Source organism: Actinomyces sp. HMSC075C01 (assembly GCF_001812965.1).
Taxonomy (GTDB): domain Bacteria; phylum Actinomycetota; class Actinomycetes; order Actinomycetales; family Actinomycetaceae; genus Actinomyces; species Actinomyces acetigenes.
On sequence record NZ_KV811010.1, the window covers coordinates 126215 to 140275 of the forward strand.

A 14061-nucleotide genomic window follows, 5' to 3' on the forward strand; every position below is an offset into this window, starting at 1 on the left:
TCCGTCAGCTCACAGGCTGAGGTTGTTCTTGACGGTGTCGGCCAGGGAGCGGGCCACGCGGTCGGCCTCCTCCTGGGTGGCGGCCTCGACCATGACGCGCACGAGCGGCTCGGTGCCCGAGGGGCGCAGCAGGACCCGGCCGGTCTCGCCCAGGTCCTTCTCCGCGGAGGCCACGGCGTCCTGCACGGCCTTGTTGGTGCTGGCAGCGCCCTTGTCGACGTTCTTGACGTTGATGAGGGTCTGGGGCAGGCGGGTGACGACGCTGGCCAGCTCGGCCAGCGTCTTGCCGGTGCGCTTGACGCGCGCGGCCACGTGCAGGGAGGTGAGCACGCCGTCACCGGTGGTGGCGTGGACGGTGTCGATGACGTGCCCGGACTGCTCGCCGCCCAGGGTGTAGCCGCCCTGGAGCATCCGCTCGAGCACGTAGCGGTCGCCCACGCCGGTCTGGACGGTGCGGATGCCGTGCTCGCGCATGGCCAGGATGAGGCCGAGGTTGCTCATGACGGTGACGACGAGCGTGTCGGAGCCGAGGGTGCCGTCGGCCTTCATGCCGATGGCGAGCATGCCCATGATCTGGTCACCGTCGACGAGCTGGCCGTCGGCGTCCACGGCCAGGCAGCGGTCGGCGTCACCGTCGTAGGCCACACCCATGTCCGCTCCCACCGCCTTGACGTAGTTCTGCAGCTGCTCGGGGTGGGTGGAGCCGCAGTTGTCGTTGATGTTGAGGCCGTCCGGGGAGGCGTTGATGACGATGACCTCGGCGCCGGCGGCCCGCAGCGCGGCAGGACCCACGACGGAGGCGGCACCGTTGGAGGCGTCGACGACGATGCGCAGCCCGGACAGGTCGGTGGCGGCGGAGTCGACGAGGTGGTTGATGTAGTTCTGGTCGGCGACGGTCTCACCCTTGATGACGCGGCCGACGTCGGCGCCGGTGGGGCGGTCACTGATCTTGCCCAGGAGGGCCTCGATCTCGTCCTCGACGGCGTCGGCGAGCTTGTAGCCGCCGCGGGCGATGAACTTGATGCCGTTGTCCGGGAAGGGGTTGTGGGAGGCGGAGATCATGACGCCCAGCTCGATGTCCTGGGTGGCCGTCAGGTGGGCGATCGCCGGGGTGGGCAGGACGCCCACGCGGGTAACGTCGATGCCGGAGGAGGCCAGGCCCGCGCTGATGGCGTGGTCGAGGAACTCTCCGGAGGCGCGGGTGTCGCGGCCCACGATGGCACGGGGGCGGCCTCTGCGTGAGCTGCGTGCGGCGGAAGTGTCCTTGGTCAGGACGCGGGCCGCGGCCTCACCGAGCTGCACGGCCAGGGTCGGCGTGAGCAGGTCGTTGGCCAGGCCGCGTACGCCGTCGGTTCCGAAGAGACGAGCCATGGAAATCCTCCTGAGGGGTGACGAAACAGCACCATCCTGCCACGGAGCGCCGAACATCGGGGCCCAACCTTCGGCCAGCGCACAAGGTCTGATGTCCTGCGGTGGCGCGCAGCCGGCGACGCGCGCCCGAGATGACGCCCTTCACCTGGGAGCATCGGCTTCATGCCGGCTGCGTATCGACTTTGGCGGCGCCGCCCGGGCCGCTCCCCTCCGCCCCTGACACATGACGACGGCGACCGCCCCGGGAAGGGGACGGCCGCCGTCGTAGGCAAGCGGAGCGGAGTCCCGGCCGGTTCGGCCAGGACCTGGCCCGATCAGCGCTTGGAGTACTGGGGGGCACGGCGGGCCTTGTGCAGACCAGCCTTCTTGCGCTCCACGATGCGCGAGTCGCGAGTGAGGAAACCGGCCTTCTTCAGGGTGGCGCGGTTGGCCTCACGGTCGATCTCGTTGAGTGCGCGGGCGATGCCCAGGCGCAGGGCGCCGGCCTGGCCGGAGACGCCACCGCCGTTGATGCGGGCGACAACGTCGAAACGACCCTCGAGGTCCAGGATGGTGAAGGGTGCGCGCACGAGCTGCTGGTGCAGCTTGTTGGGGAAGTAGTCCTCCAGGGAGCGGCCGTTGAGCGTCCACTGGCCGGTGCCGGGAACGAGGCGCACGCGAGCGACGGCCTCCTTGCGGCGACCCAGGCCGGAGCCGGGGGCGGTGATGGACTGGCCGCGACCAGGAGCGGACTCCTCGGTCTCGGTGGTGTAGCTGGAGGGGGCGTTCTCCTCGTCCAGCGCGTCAATGTCGACAGTGGTCTCAGCCACGATATGTCCTTTGCTTGTCGCGGGGTGCCGAGCGCTGGAGCGCTTACTGGGCGACCTGGGTGATCTCGAACGTCTTCGGGCTCTGGGAGGCGTGCGGGTGCTCAGCACCTGCGTAGACCTTGAGCTTCTTGAGCTGGGCGCGACCGAGCTTGGTGTGGGGAACCATGCCCTTGATGGCCTTCTCGACGGCGCGCTCAGGGCGGGTGGCCAGCAGCTCGCGGTAGGAGACGGCGGTCAGACCACCCGGGTGGCCGGAGTGGCGGTAGGCGAACTTCTTGTCAGCCTTGCCGTTGGTGAGAGCCACCTTGTCGGCATTGATGATGACGACGTAGTCGCCGCAGTCCTCGTTGGGGGCGAACTGGGGCTTGTGCTTCCCACGGAGCAGGGTGGCGGCCTGGGCCGCGAGTCGACCCAGGACGACGTCGGTGGCGTCAATGACGTACCAGTTCTTCTCGACGTCGCCGGGCTTCGGTGTATACGTGCGCACGGGCGTTGCCTTCGTTTCTCTTGGCGAGTGGGCACGCCGAAGCGCGGTGAAGCGTTCGCGGTTCGGCGAGACCACCATGGTCAGGTGAGTGGTCGGAGCACAGGCGACCCGGGGCGAGTGGGACGGCACCGCGGACACGCACACGTGTGCTGCACGACGATTGCCAACAGTACCGGGCGCCCCACGGGAGGGTCAAAAGGTGCGGCTGCCCAGTTCCGTGAATCGCACCACGCGGCCAGGTGGGCTCCTGGCCGCGGATCAGCAGCTCAGATGCCGGGTGGTGCGGGCGCGCTCAGCCTGGGCGGCGAGCTCGTCGTCGGCCGGGTAGGTGACCTCCTCCAGGGTCAGTCCGTGCGGCGGGGCGACGGGGGCGGCACTCTGGCGCGTGCGGGCGTCCAGGAGCTCGCGCGGCCAGGTGACCGGCTTGCGTCCCTGCCCGACGGCCAGGCCCGCCCCCACCAGGGAGCGGACCATGGAGTGGCAGAAGGCGTCGGCGACGACGCTCAGGGTCACGAGCCCGACGTCCGACCCCGAGTCCGGCCCGGCCTCGGCCCGGCGCCACTGCAGGGTGCGCAGGGTGCGGATGGTCGTGGCACCCTGGCGGGGCTTGCAGTAGGACAGGAAGTCGTGCTCGCCGAGCAGAGGCCGGGTGCAGGCGTCCATGGCCTCGACGTCGAGCGCATCGGGCAGCCACAGGACGGTGGCGCGCCGGGCGGGGTCGCGCGGGGCGGCGGCGTCGGCGATCCGGTAGGTGTAGCGGCGGCTCAGGGCGCCGAAGCGGGCGTCAAATTCCTCCGGCACGGTGCGCACCCCGGTGACGACAACGTCGCCGGCCCCGCGCGGCGTGCGCGTCAGGCTCTCCTGGGCCTCGCGGGCCAGGACGCCCGCCACCCGGGTGAGCAGGGCTGCCTCGGGGAGGCGCCCGGAGCGTCCGGGCAGTGCGGCCCAGGCCTCGGGGCTCACATCGAGGTGGGCCACTTGGGCGGCGGCGTGGACGCCGGCGTCGGTGCGTCCGGCCACGGTGAGGCGGACTGGCTCACGCAGCACGGTGGCCAGGGCGGAGGTGAGGACCCCCTCGACAGTGCGCAGCCCGGGCTGGGCGGCCCACCCGGAGAAGAAGGTCCCGTCGTAGGCCAGGTCGAGGCGGATGCGTGGCATGCCCCCATTGAACCGCACCGTCTTCGCGCTTCCACTAGGCTCGCGGCCGTGAGCACAACGACTCTGTCCGTGGACTGCGGAGGCGGCGGCATCAAGGCCTCGGTGCTGGACTGCGAGGGCAACATCATCTCCCGCGCCGTGCGCACCCCGACCCCCTACCCGCTCCCGCCGACGAAACTGGTGGAGACCATCGCCTCGCTGGCCTCCCAGCTGCCGGGCGCGAACCGGGTGACGGTGGGGATGCCGGGCATGATCCGCCACGGGGTCGTCATCGCCACCCCGCACTACATCACCAAGGACGGCCCCCGTTCCAAGGTGTTGCCCGACCTGGTGGAGGCCTGGGCCCGTTTCGACATGAGCACCGCCATCTCCCGGGCCCTGGGCATCCCCTCCCTGGTCCTCAACGACGCCGAGGTCGCCGGGGCCGGCGTCGTCACGGGCCACGGCCTGGAGATGATCGTGACCCTGGGCACGGGCCTGGGCAACGCCGTCTTCGACAACGGGGTCCTGGCCCCGCACGTGGAGGTCTCCCAGGGGCCGGTGCGCTGGGGACTGACCTATGACGACTACATCGGCGAGCACGAGCGCCTGCGCCTGGGCGACGCCCACTGGTCGCGTCGGGTGCGCCGCGTCGTCGACGCCCTGCGCCCCATGTACCTGTGGGACCGCCTCTACCTGGGTGGCGGCAACTCGCGGCGGATCGCGGCGGCCCAGCTGGCCAGGATCGGCGACGACGTCGTCGTGGTCCCCAACGAGGCCGGCATGACCGGGGGCGCCCGCTGCTGGGACATGGCCCGCCCCTGATTCCCGTTACTCCGTCCGTCGCCGGAGCCCTCCCCGGAGCGGGTTCAGTTAATCCGGGGCCTGCTCGGGGCAGGCCCCGGAGCACTGGTTTGGAGCGGGCGTCAATATGGCCGAGGATGTCCAAATCTGTGACAAAGAGCCTCCAGAGCCCTTGGCCTCGCTGATGGAACGTTGGAATCATGCGGTTTCTACTCGTGGGCATGAACTCCTCCCGAGCCTTTGTCACAGATTTGGACACCTCCGGACGATTCCACTCGGATCTGGCGGCTCGGCGTGGTCCGGTGGGCCTCGTCGAGGCACCCGGCCGCCCCCACCGGGCGGGCTCAGTCGAGCCGGCCTCCTTCGAGGCACTCGACGCCGTCGACACCGTCGAGCCCGGAGAGGGACTCGATGAGATGGGCGGCGGGCCGCTGCCCGTGGAAGCGCATGACGGCGTTCATGGTGCGCCCGTGCTCGCCGCGGGTCATCTCGGTCTCCTCCAGGGTGGCCGTGAAGCCGGAGGCCGTGGCCGCCTGGAGGATCTCAGGCATGATGGCGCGGCCGACCTCGTAGTCGATGCGCACGGTCACCTCGCCGCGGCGGCGCTGCAGGCGCGAGGTGAGGGGACCCAGCAGCAGGACGACGATGTAGTCCAGCGCGACCGCCGTGGCCGCCAGGGGGATCATGCCCGCCCCGCAGGCCATGCCGATGGCGGCGCTGAGCCAGACGGTCGCGGCAGTGGTCAGGCCCCGGACGGTGTCGTTGTTGACAAAGATGACCCCGGCTCCCAGGAAGCCGATGCCGGAGACGATCTGCGCGGCCACACGGCTGGGGTCCACCGCGACATCCGAGCCGGTGATAGGGGCGAAGCCGTAGGCGGACACGAGGGTGAACAGGCACGAGCCCAGTCCCACCAGGACGTGCGTCTTGACGCCGGCGTCCTTGTGGCGCAGGTGGCGCTCGGCACCCAGCGTCAGGCACAGGAGGAAGGTGGCGAGCATCGCGACGACCTGAACCCCCACGTGGTTCAGGCTGAACAGCGCGTTCACACCGGCTCCCTTCTCTGTCGTCACCGTGCCTGTCCTGCCGGCAGCCGCCGGCCCCCCGCCAGCACAGCGCCGATTCTAAAGGAGCCCTTGGCCGGGCGCGCCTTTGGTGATGTCTCCCCATCGCGGCGGCGCTCACGCACCGTCTAGCGTGAGCCCACCACCATTTCCCCAGTTCCTGAGGCTTGTCGGACGTGTCGACCTCCCCTTGCGTTGCCCCCGAGTGGGTTGCTCGCGCCGGTCGGCTGCTGGAGCTCAGTGAGCGCCTGGCCGAGTCGGGCCGTCGGGGGGAGGCGCTGGATGCCGCACGGGAGGCCTGCCAGGTTCTCCGGGGCCTGGCCCGGCTCGATTCGGGCACGTACCTGCCCGATCTCGCTGAGGGGCTCTCCGTCATGGCAGCCCGCCTGCGCGAGACCCGCCGCAGGCGTGAGGGGGTTGCGGTCTCACAGGAAACGGTCCGGATCCGACGGCGCCTGACCCGGCACGACTACGACGCCCACGCCTCCGGTCTGGCGCAGGCGCTGTGCCGCCTCGCCGTCGACCTGAGCGCTTCCGGGGATCTGCGTGACGCCCTGGCCAGCGCGCAGGAGTCCGTGGACCTCTACCGGGGCCTGAGACGGGATGATCCCCTCGGTGAGGAGACCGGGTTGGCTCAGGCTCTGGTCACGCTCGCCTGCTGTCTGAGTGTGTCCGGCCGGCCCAGCAGCGCCGTCGTCACCGCCCAGCAGGCCCTCACTGTCCGACGGCGTCTGGTCCGGACGGATCCAGATGTGCACACGCGCCGGCTCGCGGCGGACCTGGCGCGTCTGGCTCCCAGGCTGCGCGCGGTGGGCTACGTCGATGAGGCCCTCGAGCTGGCCCGGGAGGCCGTGGGTCTCTACCGTCGCCTCGATGAAGAGGATCTCGGTTCGTGCACCGGTGATCTTGCCGGAGCCCTGGAGGTGCTGGCCGCCTGCGGGGCTTCCGTTGGGCGCCGAACCGAGGCCCTGGAAACGGCTGAGGAGGCCGCTGCGCTCTACCGGGGACTGGCCCACCGCACGCCGGCGCTCTACTCGCCGAAGGCTGCCCACGCCCTGGGGACGCTGGCTCGGCGCTTGAGCGACGTGGGTCAGCACCGTGAGGCGCTCGCCGCGGCCGAGGAGGCGGTCGACCTCGCTCGCGCTCTGGCCCACAGTGCCCCCGACACCCACCTGCCCGACCTGGCCAGCACCCTCACGGTCCAGGCCGCCTGCCTGAGTGATGGCGGCAGCCTGAACCGCGCGCTGGCTGCCTCGCGGGAGGTGGTCAGCATTCGGCGCACTCTGGTGAGCAGCAGTCCCGGCACTGACACCCCGGCCCTGGCCGAGTCCCTGTACGTCCTCGCCGTCTACCTGTACACGGCCGGGCAGCTGCAGGAGTCCTTCGTGATGGCCTGGGAGGCCATCGACATCTACCGGCGGCTGGTCCGTACCAACCCGGCTCCTCATACCGCCGACCTGGCTCGGGTACTCAACATCCTTACCTTGAACCTCAGCCGGGCCGGGCGTGCACATGAGGCCTTGGCTGCGGTGCAGGAGGCGGTCACCTTTTACCGGAGCCTGGCTCAGGTCGATCCGGCCGCCTACAGGCCGGACCTGGCAGCATGCCTGCACAACCTGGCCACATGCCTGGGTGATGTCGGGGATCGCTCCGCCGCGCTGGCCGCGATCCGGGAGACGGCGGAGATTCGCCGGGAGCTGGCCGAGCGTGACCCGGCGACTCACGCCCCGGCGCTGGCCCCGTGCCTGCACCGGCTCGCCAAGCGCCTGGCCGAGGCCGGTCACCGGTGCGAGGCCCTGGAGACCGCGCGGGAGGCGGTCATCGCCTACCGGGGTCTGGCCCGCAGGCGCCCGGAGGACTTCGGCCGGGGGCTCGCCGGCGCGCTGCGGACCTATGCGTCAGTCCTCGAATGGGCGGGTAAGGAGGCCGACGCCGCCCGCATCCGCCAGGAAATCAAGGCCATAACGGAGGATGTGGCTCTGGAGACCTCCGTCGACGGGTTCTGGGTCATCCGACCACTCGCGTCGACGGGCTGAGGGCCCCGCTGATGGAGACCACTGCCCACCTCCACCCCGCCTCTGAGCCGATGAGCCTCGCTAAACTCTTGGGCGCACTCGCCCCCGCTCTGAAAGAACCGTCGCATGTCCGCCTCCTACCCACAGGACAGAGCCCGGCACGACTACGCCTCCCAACAGCTGGATCTCAGTGCCGGCTTGTCGCACTCCGGCAGATCGGAGGAGGCTGTCGCTGCCGCGCGTAACGCCGTCGGTGCCCTGCGTGACCTGGCGCGGTCCAACGGCGCCTACACTGCCGATCTCGCCACGGCCCTGAATCTTCTCGCCGTGCGCCTGGGCGAGGCCGGCTATCAGGACGAGGGCCTGGTCGCCGCCCAGGAGGTCGTCAGCATCCGACGTCACCTGGCGCAGATCGACCCTGGCGCACACACCGCAGAGCTCGCCGAGGCGCTGAACAACCTCTCGATCGACCTCCACACGGCCGAACGGGAGACCGAGGCCATGGCCGCCGCCGAGGAGTCCGTCAACCTCTACCGGCACCTGGCGCAGGCCGACTTCTCGGCCCACGCCTCCGGACTCACCATGGCCCTGAACACCTTCGCCAACCGGCTGCGCGACTCCGGGCGGCGCGACGACGCGCTGGCCGCCGCTCAGGAGGTCGTCAGCATCCGACGCCGACTGGTTCAGTCCGATCCCGGTGCCTACGCCGGTGAGCTCGCAGCATCGTTGACGAATCTGACCGGTCACCTGGCCGGTGCCGAGCAGTACAGGGAGGCCGCGGACACTGCGCAGGAGGCAGTCACCCTGTACAGGCGGCTGATCTGGGAGACCCCTGGTCAGTACACCTCCGATTTCGGGAAGGCTCTGAATAATCTCGTCATCGTGCTGACCCGGGGCGAGCGTTTCGACGAGGCACTGGTCGCCGAGCAGGAGATGGTCTCGCTCTATCGGAGCCTGGCGCAGCACAACCCGGCCGCATACTCCCACAGGCTCTCCACGGAGCTCATCGATCTGGCCAAGCGCCTGTCCAACGCCGAGCGGAACGACGAGGCGCTGGCCGCCTCCCGGGAGGCCACGGCTCTCCTTCGCAGCCTCTCCGACCACGATCCGCAGTCCTTCAGCCGCTCTCTCGTCAACGCGCTTGACGTCAACGCGACGATCCTGGAGTTCTGCGGACTGGTTGAGGAGTCCTCCCGTCTGCGGCACGAGCGCGACATGCTCGTCATGCGCCTCGGGGAGGGCCGGTGACATGGCGCGTTCCACCCCTGCGTCTCCATCCGTGTCCGACGCCGCCGCCCGCATCCGCCAGGAGACCGAGGCCGCCACGGAGCAGAAGGCGTTGGAGGACTCCATCGTGAGCTTCTGAGGAGCGGCACCGGCCCGGCGGCGCGGACGCGGGTGTGGAACGCGAAGCCGAACGGATCGGGGACTGCATTCTCCGTCCAGAACGTACTTTTCCCACAAATGACTGCACTCCACCCCCAGTGGTCTGCAGGACATCGCAGTTCTCGTCGGAGAAGTACGTCCTCGATCAAGGTCCCCCGACACGAAGGACCCCGGCCTGCCAGTCCCCGCGCTGATCTTCTCGGCTCTCTCATCAGCCTCGCCCAGTCACCGGCTGTCTGAGAGGTGAACATCGGCTGGTGCGGGGAGCCCGGCGCAGGCAGGCCGCTTTCGCCTCAGGGGCGCTTCAGGACCTGGCCGGTGACGACGCCGTCGGCCACCATCCACCAAGCACACGGGGAGGGCCGGTCACCATCAGGTGACCGGCCCTCCCGGAGTTCTCGCTCAGAGCGTCAGCTCTGGCTCACTTCTCGACCTTCTGGGCGGCGGCGCCGCCGGCGGGGGCGAAGCCCGCGGCCTCGGCGTCCTCGGCGCTGGCGAACCAGATCTCGGCGACCGTGGCGTCGTACCAGCGCGAGCCGGGAACGTGGTACTTCATGGAGTCCTCGTTGCCCTTGACCAGGTGGTCGTCGTCGGGAGCGTCAGTGGCGCCCTCCTCGAGGCGGACCGCGCCGGCGTACTCGGCCTTGTCAGCCTTCTCAGCCTTGTCGGCCTTCTCCTCAGCCTTCTCGGTCGTGGCCTTCTTCTCGGCCTTGTCCTCGTCGGCAACAGCCTTCTGGGCGGCCTTCTTGGCGGTGGCGACCGCGTCGTCCACGATCTCCTTGCGGGCAACCGGCTCCAGCACCAGGGAGATGACCGCCATGGGGGCGTTGTCGCCCTTGCGGGGGGTCGTCTTGATGATGCGGGTGTAACCGCCCTCGCGGCCCTCGAACTTGGGGGCGAGCTCCTCGAAGAGGCGGTAGACGGCGTACTTGTCCGTCACCTTCTTCAGCACGGTGCGGCGGGCGTGCAGGTCACCGCGCTTGCCCTTGGTGATGAGCTTCTCGACGTAGGGACGCAGGCGACGGGCGCGAGCCTCCGTGGTCTTGATCGACTCGTGGACGATGAGCTGCGTGGCCAGGTTGGCGAGCAGGTGACGCTCGTGCTGGGCACTGCCGCCCAGACGGGGACCCTTAGTGGGGCGAGGCATGGTTGTCTCCTAGGTGAATAACGAGCCGGCTCAGGCCTGGGTCTCGTCGCTGAACGTGGGGTTGGCGTAGTCGTCGTCCGAGACGTAGTCGACCGGGGAGCCCTTGAGGGAGAGCCCCAGCTCGGCCAGCTTGTCCTTGATCTCGGAGATGGACTTGGCGCCGAAGTTACGGATGTCGAGCAGGTCGGCCTCGCTGCGCGAGACGAGCTCACCGACGGTGTGGATGCCCTCGCGCTTGAGGGCGTTGGAGGAGCGGGCCTGCAGGTCGAGCTCGTCGATCATGAGGGCCAGGTCCTGCTGGAAGGCCTCGTCGATCGGCGAGGGGCCGACCTCGATGCCCTCGGCCTCGACGTTGAGCTCACGGGCTAGGCCGAAGAGCTCCACGAGTGTCTTACCGGCGGAGGCCAGGGCGTCACGCGGGGTGATGGAGGACTTGGTCTCGACGTCGACGATGAGACGGTCGAAGTCGGTGCGCTGCTCCACACGGGTGGCCTCGACGGAGTAGGAGACCTTCTTGACCGGCGAGTAGATCGAGTCCACCGGGATGCGGGAGATCTCCGCGTTGGGGTCCTTGTTCTGGTTGGCGGAGACGTAGCCGCGGCCGCGCTCGACGGTCAGCTCGATCTCCAGCTTGCCCTTCTCGTTGAGAGTGGCGATGACCAGGTCGGGGTTGTGGATCTCGACGCCGGCCGGCGGGGTGATGTCACCGGCGGTGACCTCGCTCGGACCGGACTTGCGCAGGTACATGACGACCGGCTCGTCGTTCTCCGAGGACAGGACGATCTCCTTGATGTTGAGGATGATCTGGGCGACATCCTCCTTGACCCCGGGGATCGTGCGGAACTCGTGGGGCACCCCGTCGATGCGGATGCTGGTCACGGCCGCCCCCGGGATGGAGGACAGCAGCGTGCGGCGCAGGGAGTTGCCGAGCGTGTAGCCGAAGCCGGGCTCGAGGGGCTCGAGCACGAAGCGCGAGCGGCGGTCCTCGACCACAACCTCCTCGGTGAGCGTGGGTCGCTGTGCAATGAGCACGTGGTTTCCTTTCGTCGCGGCGCCCGCTATATGACGCCGTTCCTCATGGGTGGAGCAACCGGCCCGACCGGGCCGGCCCTACTCCGCGTCCCGCCGTGGGGGCGGAACGTGGTGGGACGACGACGCAGCAACCGGCTGCGCCGTCGTCCCGTGAAGCTCAGACGCGACGGCGCTTGGGCGGGCGGCAGCCGTTGAAGGCCTGGGGGGTGACGTCGGTGATCGAGCCGACCTCGAGGCCGGCGGCCTGGAGGGAGCGGATCGCAGTCTCGCGGCCGGAGCCGGGACCCTTGACGAAGACGTCAACCTTCTTCATGCCGTGCTCCTGGGCGCGCCGGGCGGCGGCCTCGGCGGCGAGCTGGGCGGCGTAGGGGGTCGACTTGCGCGAGCCCTTGAAGCCGACCTGGCCGGAAGAGCACCAGGCGATGACGGCGCCCTGCGGGTCCGTCAGCGAGACGATGGTGTTGTTGAAGGTGGACTTGATGTAGGCGTGACCGTGGGTAACGTTCTTGCGGTCCTTGCGGCGCGTCTTGCGCGCGGCGGCGCGGGTCTTGGGAGGCATTCTTCCTTCTTCGTGATGAGGTCGTCACTGCGCCCTGCGCTGGGCGGGGCGCGAGCTGCTGCTTACTTGGCCTTCTTCTTACCGGCCACGGTGCGCTTGGGGCCCTTGCGGGTACGCGCGTTGGTCTTGGTGCGCTGACCGTGCACCGGCAGGTGGCGGCGGTGGCGCAGGCCCTGGTAGCAGCCGATCTCGATCTTGCGGCGGATGTCCGCCTGAACCTCACGACGCAGGTCACCCTCAACCTGGTAGTTGCCGTCGATGTGGGTGCGGAGCTTGACCAGCTCCTCCTCGGTGAGGTCCTTGACGCGGGTGTCGGGGTTGACGCCCGTCGCCTTCAGGGTCTCGTCCGCGCGGGTGCGTCCGATCCCGAAGATGTAGGTGAGTGCGACCTCGACTCGCTTCTCGCGAGGCAGGTCGACACCGGAAATGCGTGCCACGGTGTGGTTCTCCTGTGTGCTCCCGGAGGTCGTCACCCATCTCCCCCACCTCGCCTGGTGGCCCCGGCCTCCGAGAACCGGGGGTTGCGGACCCGCGGTGCGGGTGCGCTGGGATGGGTGCTGGAAAGGGCCGTCCAGCTCTCTGGGCGGCCCGGCGCCGGGGACTCAGCCCTGACGCTGCTTGTGCCGCGGGTTCTCGCAGATGACCATGACGCGGCCGTGGCGACGAATCACCTTGCAGCTGTCACAGATCTTCTTGACGCTCGGCTTGACCTTCATGATGTTCCTCCGCCGGCTCTGGGAGCCGACATGTCACTTGTACCGGTAGACGATTCGGCCGCGGGACAGGTCGTAGGGGCTCAGCTCCACGACCACCCGGTCCTCGGGGAGGATGCGGATGTAGTGCTGCCGCATCTTTCCGGAGATGTGCGCGAGCACGACGTGCCCGTTGCTCAGCTCCACCCGGAACATCGCGTTCGGAAGGGCCTCGACGACCGATCCCTCGACCTCGATGACTCCGTCCTTCTTAGCCATGTTCCTCCATCGGTGCTTTCTCGCTCGAGTTCACCCCGACGACGTCGCCGCCGGGCAGCCGCGGTCGCCGTTGCGCAGGCCTCACCGCGGGCCCCTGTTGCCAGGGTCGTGAATGCGGCATGAGGGCATGCGTCATCGACGGACGCGCGTCCAGCGGATAACTTTACGGCAGACGGCCCGGGCTCCACCATGCCAGATGGCGCGATTACGCGGTGTTTCCTGACACACCGCGGGTAAGCGCATCCTCGCAGCAGGTCCCGCCTCAGCGTCTCAGCCCAGTGCCTTGGGCTCGATGCCGTAGGGGGCCAGGCCCTCGGCGCCGCCGTCGGGCGCGGTGAGGACCCACACTCCGCCGGGGACGATGGCGACGGTGTGCTCCCACTGGGCGGCGTGGGAGCCGTCCCGGGTGACGACGGTCCAGCCGTCGTCGAGCTCGCGCGTGGCCGGGCTGCCGGCGGTGAGCATGGGCTCGATGGCCAGCACCATGCCGGGGCGCAGGCGGGGACCGCGCCGTTTGACGGAGTAGTTGAGGACGTCGGGGGCCATGTGCATGCTCGTGCCGATGCCGTGGCCGACGTACTCCTGGAGAATCCCCAGCTCGTGGCCCTCCCGCTCGGCCACGTCGGCGACAACGGCCTCGACGGCGTCGCCGACCGCGTTGAGGCGCAGCTGGCGTCCGTGCCCCTCCCCCGCTGCGGCGCGGGCGACGGCGGCGATGGCCTCCCACAGGGCCTGTCGGGTGGTGGTGTCCACGAGCCGGTCGGTCTGGCTCAGGTACGTCCCGCCGACGACGGTGGTGAAGGCGGCGTCGCCGTGCCACTGGGTGCCGTCCTCGTCGAGGATGTAGGCGCCGCAGTCGAAGGTGACCAGGTCGCCGTCGGCCAGGACCCGTTCACCGGGGATGCCGTGGACGACCTCGTCGTTGACGGAGATGCACACGGTGGCCGGGTAGTCGTAGTAGCCCAGGAAGTTGGAGTGGGCGCCGGCGGCCTCGATGACCCCGGCTGAGACGGCGTCGAGCTCGGCGGTGGTGATCCCGGCGCGCACCGCCTTGCGCAGGGCGGCGTGGATGTCGGCGACGACGAGCCCGGCCCGGCGCATGAGGCGGACCTGCTCCGGCGTCTTGATCTGGATCTGTTCGCGTGAGAGCACGGGTGCCTCCTGGGTCGTGTGGAGCGGGCTGGGCCTGAGGCCTGGGGCGGTTCCGGCTCCCCCGTCAGGTATGGGGACACACCGGAGCATGCGTAGGCGGGTCGTCCGCGTGAGCAGACGACCCGCC

At 69.7% G+C, this 14061-nt stretch carries 15 protein-coding genes; 3 read left to right on the forward strand and 12 right to left on the reverse strand.

All coding sequences use genetic code 11. The features are described 5' to 3' along the window. Positions 1 to 9 precede the first annotated feature (9 nt). From glmM to truA, 4 genes are all read right to left on the reverse strand, one after another. Positions 10 to 1371 carry a phosphoglucosamine mutase gene (glmM, locus tag HMPREF2883_RS09265; protein WP_070661426.1) on the reverse strand — a complete coding sequence of 454 codons (1362 nt, stop codon included), beginning with the start codon at positions 1369 to 1371 and terminating at the stop codon, positions 10 to 12. 314 nt (positions 1372 to 1685) lie between these two features. Continuing rightward, the gene (gene rpsI, locus HMPREF2883_RS09270; protein ID WP_003789348.1) at positions 1686 to 2180 is read right to left on the reverse strand and encodes a 30S ribosomal protein S9; all 495 of its coding nucleotides are present in this window, start codon (positions 2178 to 2180) and stop codon (positions 1686 to 1688) included. A 43-nt stretch (positions 2181 to 2223) separates the two neighbouring features. Beyond that, a complete protein-coding gene (rplM, locus tag HMPREF2883_RS09275; RefSeq protein WP_003789346.1) occupies positions 2224 to 2667 on the reverse strand; it encodes a 50S ribosomal protein L13 in 444 nt (147 codons plus the stop codon). 258 nt (positions 2668 to 2925) lie between these two features. Further along, positions 2926 to 3825: a tRNA pseudouridine(38-40) synthase TruA gene (truA, locus tag HMPREF2883_RS09280; protein WP_070661428.1), complete on the reverse strand. Its 900-nt coding sequence runs from the start codon at positions 3823 to 3825 to the stop codon at positions 2926 to 2928. Between the two features lie 48 nt (positions 3826 to 3873). On the opposite strand from truA, the gene HMPREF2883_RS09285 reads away from it, so the two are divergent. Beyond that, positions 3874 to 4629: an ROK family protein gene (locus HMPREF2883_RS09285; RefSeq protein ID WP_070661431.1), complete on the forward strand. Its 756-nt coding sequence runs from the start codon at positions 3874 to 3876 to the stop codon at positions 4627 to 4629. 323 nt (positions 4630 to 4952) lie between these two features. Here the strand turns inward: HMPREF2883_RS09285 and HMPREF2883_RS09290 are convergent, their stop codons facing one another. Then, on the reverse strand, positions 4953 to 5681 hold the full coding sequence (locus HMPREF2883_RS09290; protein WP_070661434.1) for an MgtC/SapB family protein: 729 nt from the start codon (positions 5679 to 5681) through the stop codon (positions 4953 to 4955). A gap of 167 nt (positions 5682 to 5848) precedes the next feature. Here HMPREF2883_RS09290 and HMPREF2883_RS09295 point away from each other — a divergent pair, with 167 nt between their 5' ends. Both HMPREF2883_RS09295 and HMPREF2883_RS09300 read left to right on the forward strand, forming a co-directional pair. Continuing rightward, entirely contained in the window at positions 5849 to 7708 is a 1860-nt protein-coding gene (locus tag HMPREF2883_RS09295; RefSeq protein ID WP_141759085.1) for a tetratricopeptide repeat protein, read from the forward strand. A 105-nt stretch (positions 7709 to 7813) separates the two neighbouring features. Further along, complete coding sequence (locus HMPREF2883_RS09300; protein WP_070661440.1) at positions 7814 to 8935, forward strand: tetratricopeptide repeat protein; 1122 nt, start codon at positions 7814 to 7816, stop codon at positions 8933 to 8935. 559 nt (positions 8936 to 9494) lie between these two features. Here the strand turns inward: HMPREF2883_RS09300 and rplQ are convergent. From rplQ to map, 7 genes are all read right to left on the reverse strand, one after another. Beyond that, positions 9495 to 10220 (reverse strand): 50S ribosomal protein L17, sunset domain variant, encoded by a 726-nt coding sequence (gene rplQ / locus HMPREF2883_RS09305; protein WP_070661443.1) that lies wholly within the window; start codon positions 10218 to 10220, stop codon positions 9495 to 9497. A gap of 30 nt (positions 10221 to 10250) precedes the next feature. Next, positions 10251 to 11252, reverse strand: a complete 1002-nt coding sequence (locus HMPREF2883_RS09310) for a DNA-directed RNA polymerase subunit alpha (RefSeq protein ID WP_070661445.1) — start codon at positions 11250 to 11252, stop codon at positions 10251 to 10253. 157 nt (positions 11253 to 11409) lie between these two features. After that, a complete protein-coding gene (gene rpsK / locus HMPREF2883_RS09315; protein ID WP_003781888.1) occupies positions 11410 to 11811 on the reverse strand; it encodes a 30S ribosomal protein S11 in 402 nt (133 codons plus the stop codon). 62 nt (positions 11812 to 11873) lie between these two features. Further along, entirely contained in the window at positions 11874 to 12248 is a 375-nt protein-coding gene (rpsM, locus tag HMPREF2883_RS09320; protein ID WP_070661560.1) for a 30S ribosomal protein S13, read from the reverse strand. 165 nt (positions 12249 to 12413) lie between these two features. Beyond that, entirely contained in the window at positions 12414 to 12527 is a 114-nt protein-coding gene (gene rpmJ / locus HMPREF2883_RS09325) for a 50S ribosomal protein L36 (protein WP_003781903.1), read from the reverse strand. A gap of 33 nt (positions 12528 to 12560) precedes the next feature. Continuing rightward, positions 12561 to 12782 (reverse strand): translation initiation factor IF-1, encoded by a 222-nt coding sequence (gene infA / locus HMPREF2883_RS09330; protein ID WP_003781847.1) that lies wholly within the window; start codon positions 12780 to 12782, stop codon positions 12561 to 12563. 270 nt (positions 12783 to 13052) lie between these two features. Then, positions 13053 to 13934 (reverse strand): type I methionyl aminopeptidase, encoded by an 882-nt coding sequence (gene map, locus HMPREF2883_RS09335; protein ID WP_075371324.1) that lies wholly within the window; start codon positions 13932 to 13934, stop codon positions 13053 to 13055. Positions 13935 to 14061: the final 127 nt, after the last annotated feature.

Excerpts from the sequence above, each read along its gene's own strand:
- truA (WP_070661428.1), bottom strand. The coding sequence starts at position 3,825 with ATGCCACGCATCCGCCTCGACCTGGCCTACGACGGGACCTTCTTCTCC.
- glmM (WP_070661426.1), bottom strand. The coding sequence starts at position 1,371 with ATGGCTCGTCTCTTCGGAACCGACGGCGTACGCGGCCTGGCCAACGAC.
- rpsK (WP_003781888.1), bottom strand. The coding sequence starts at position 11,811 with ATGCCTCCCAAGACCCGCGCCGCCGCGCGCAAGACGCGCCGCAAGGAC.
- infA (WP_003781847.1), bottom strand. The coding sequence starts at position 12,782 with ATGGCTAAGAAGGACGGAGTCATCGAGGTCGAGGGATCGGTCGTCGAG.
- rpmJ (WP_003781903.1), bottom strand. The coding sequence starts at position 12,527 with ATGAAGGTCAAGCCGAGCGTCAAGAAGATCTGTGACAGCTGCAAGGTG.
- HMPREF2883_RS09300 (WP_070661440.1), top strand. The coding sequence starts at position 7,814 with ATGTCCGCCTCCTACCCACAGGACAGAGCCCGGCACGACTACGCCTCC.
- rplQ (WP_070661443.1), bottom strand. The coding sequence starts at position 10,220 with ATGCCTCGCCCCACTAAGGGTCCCCGTCTGGGCGGCAGTGCCCAGCAC.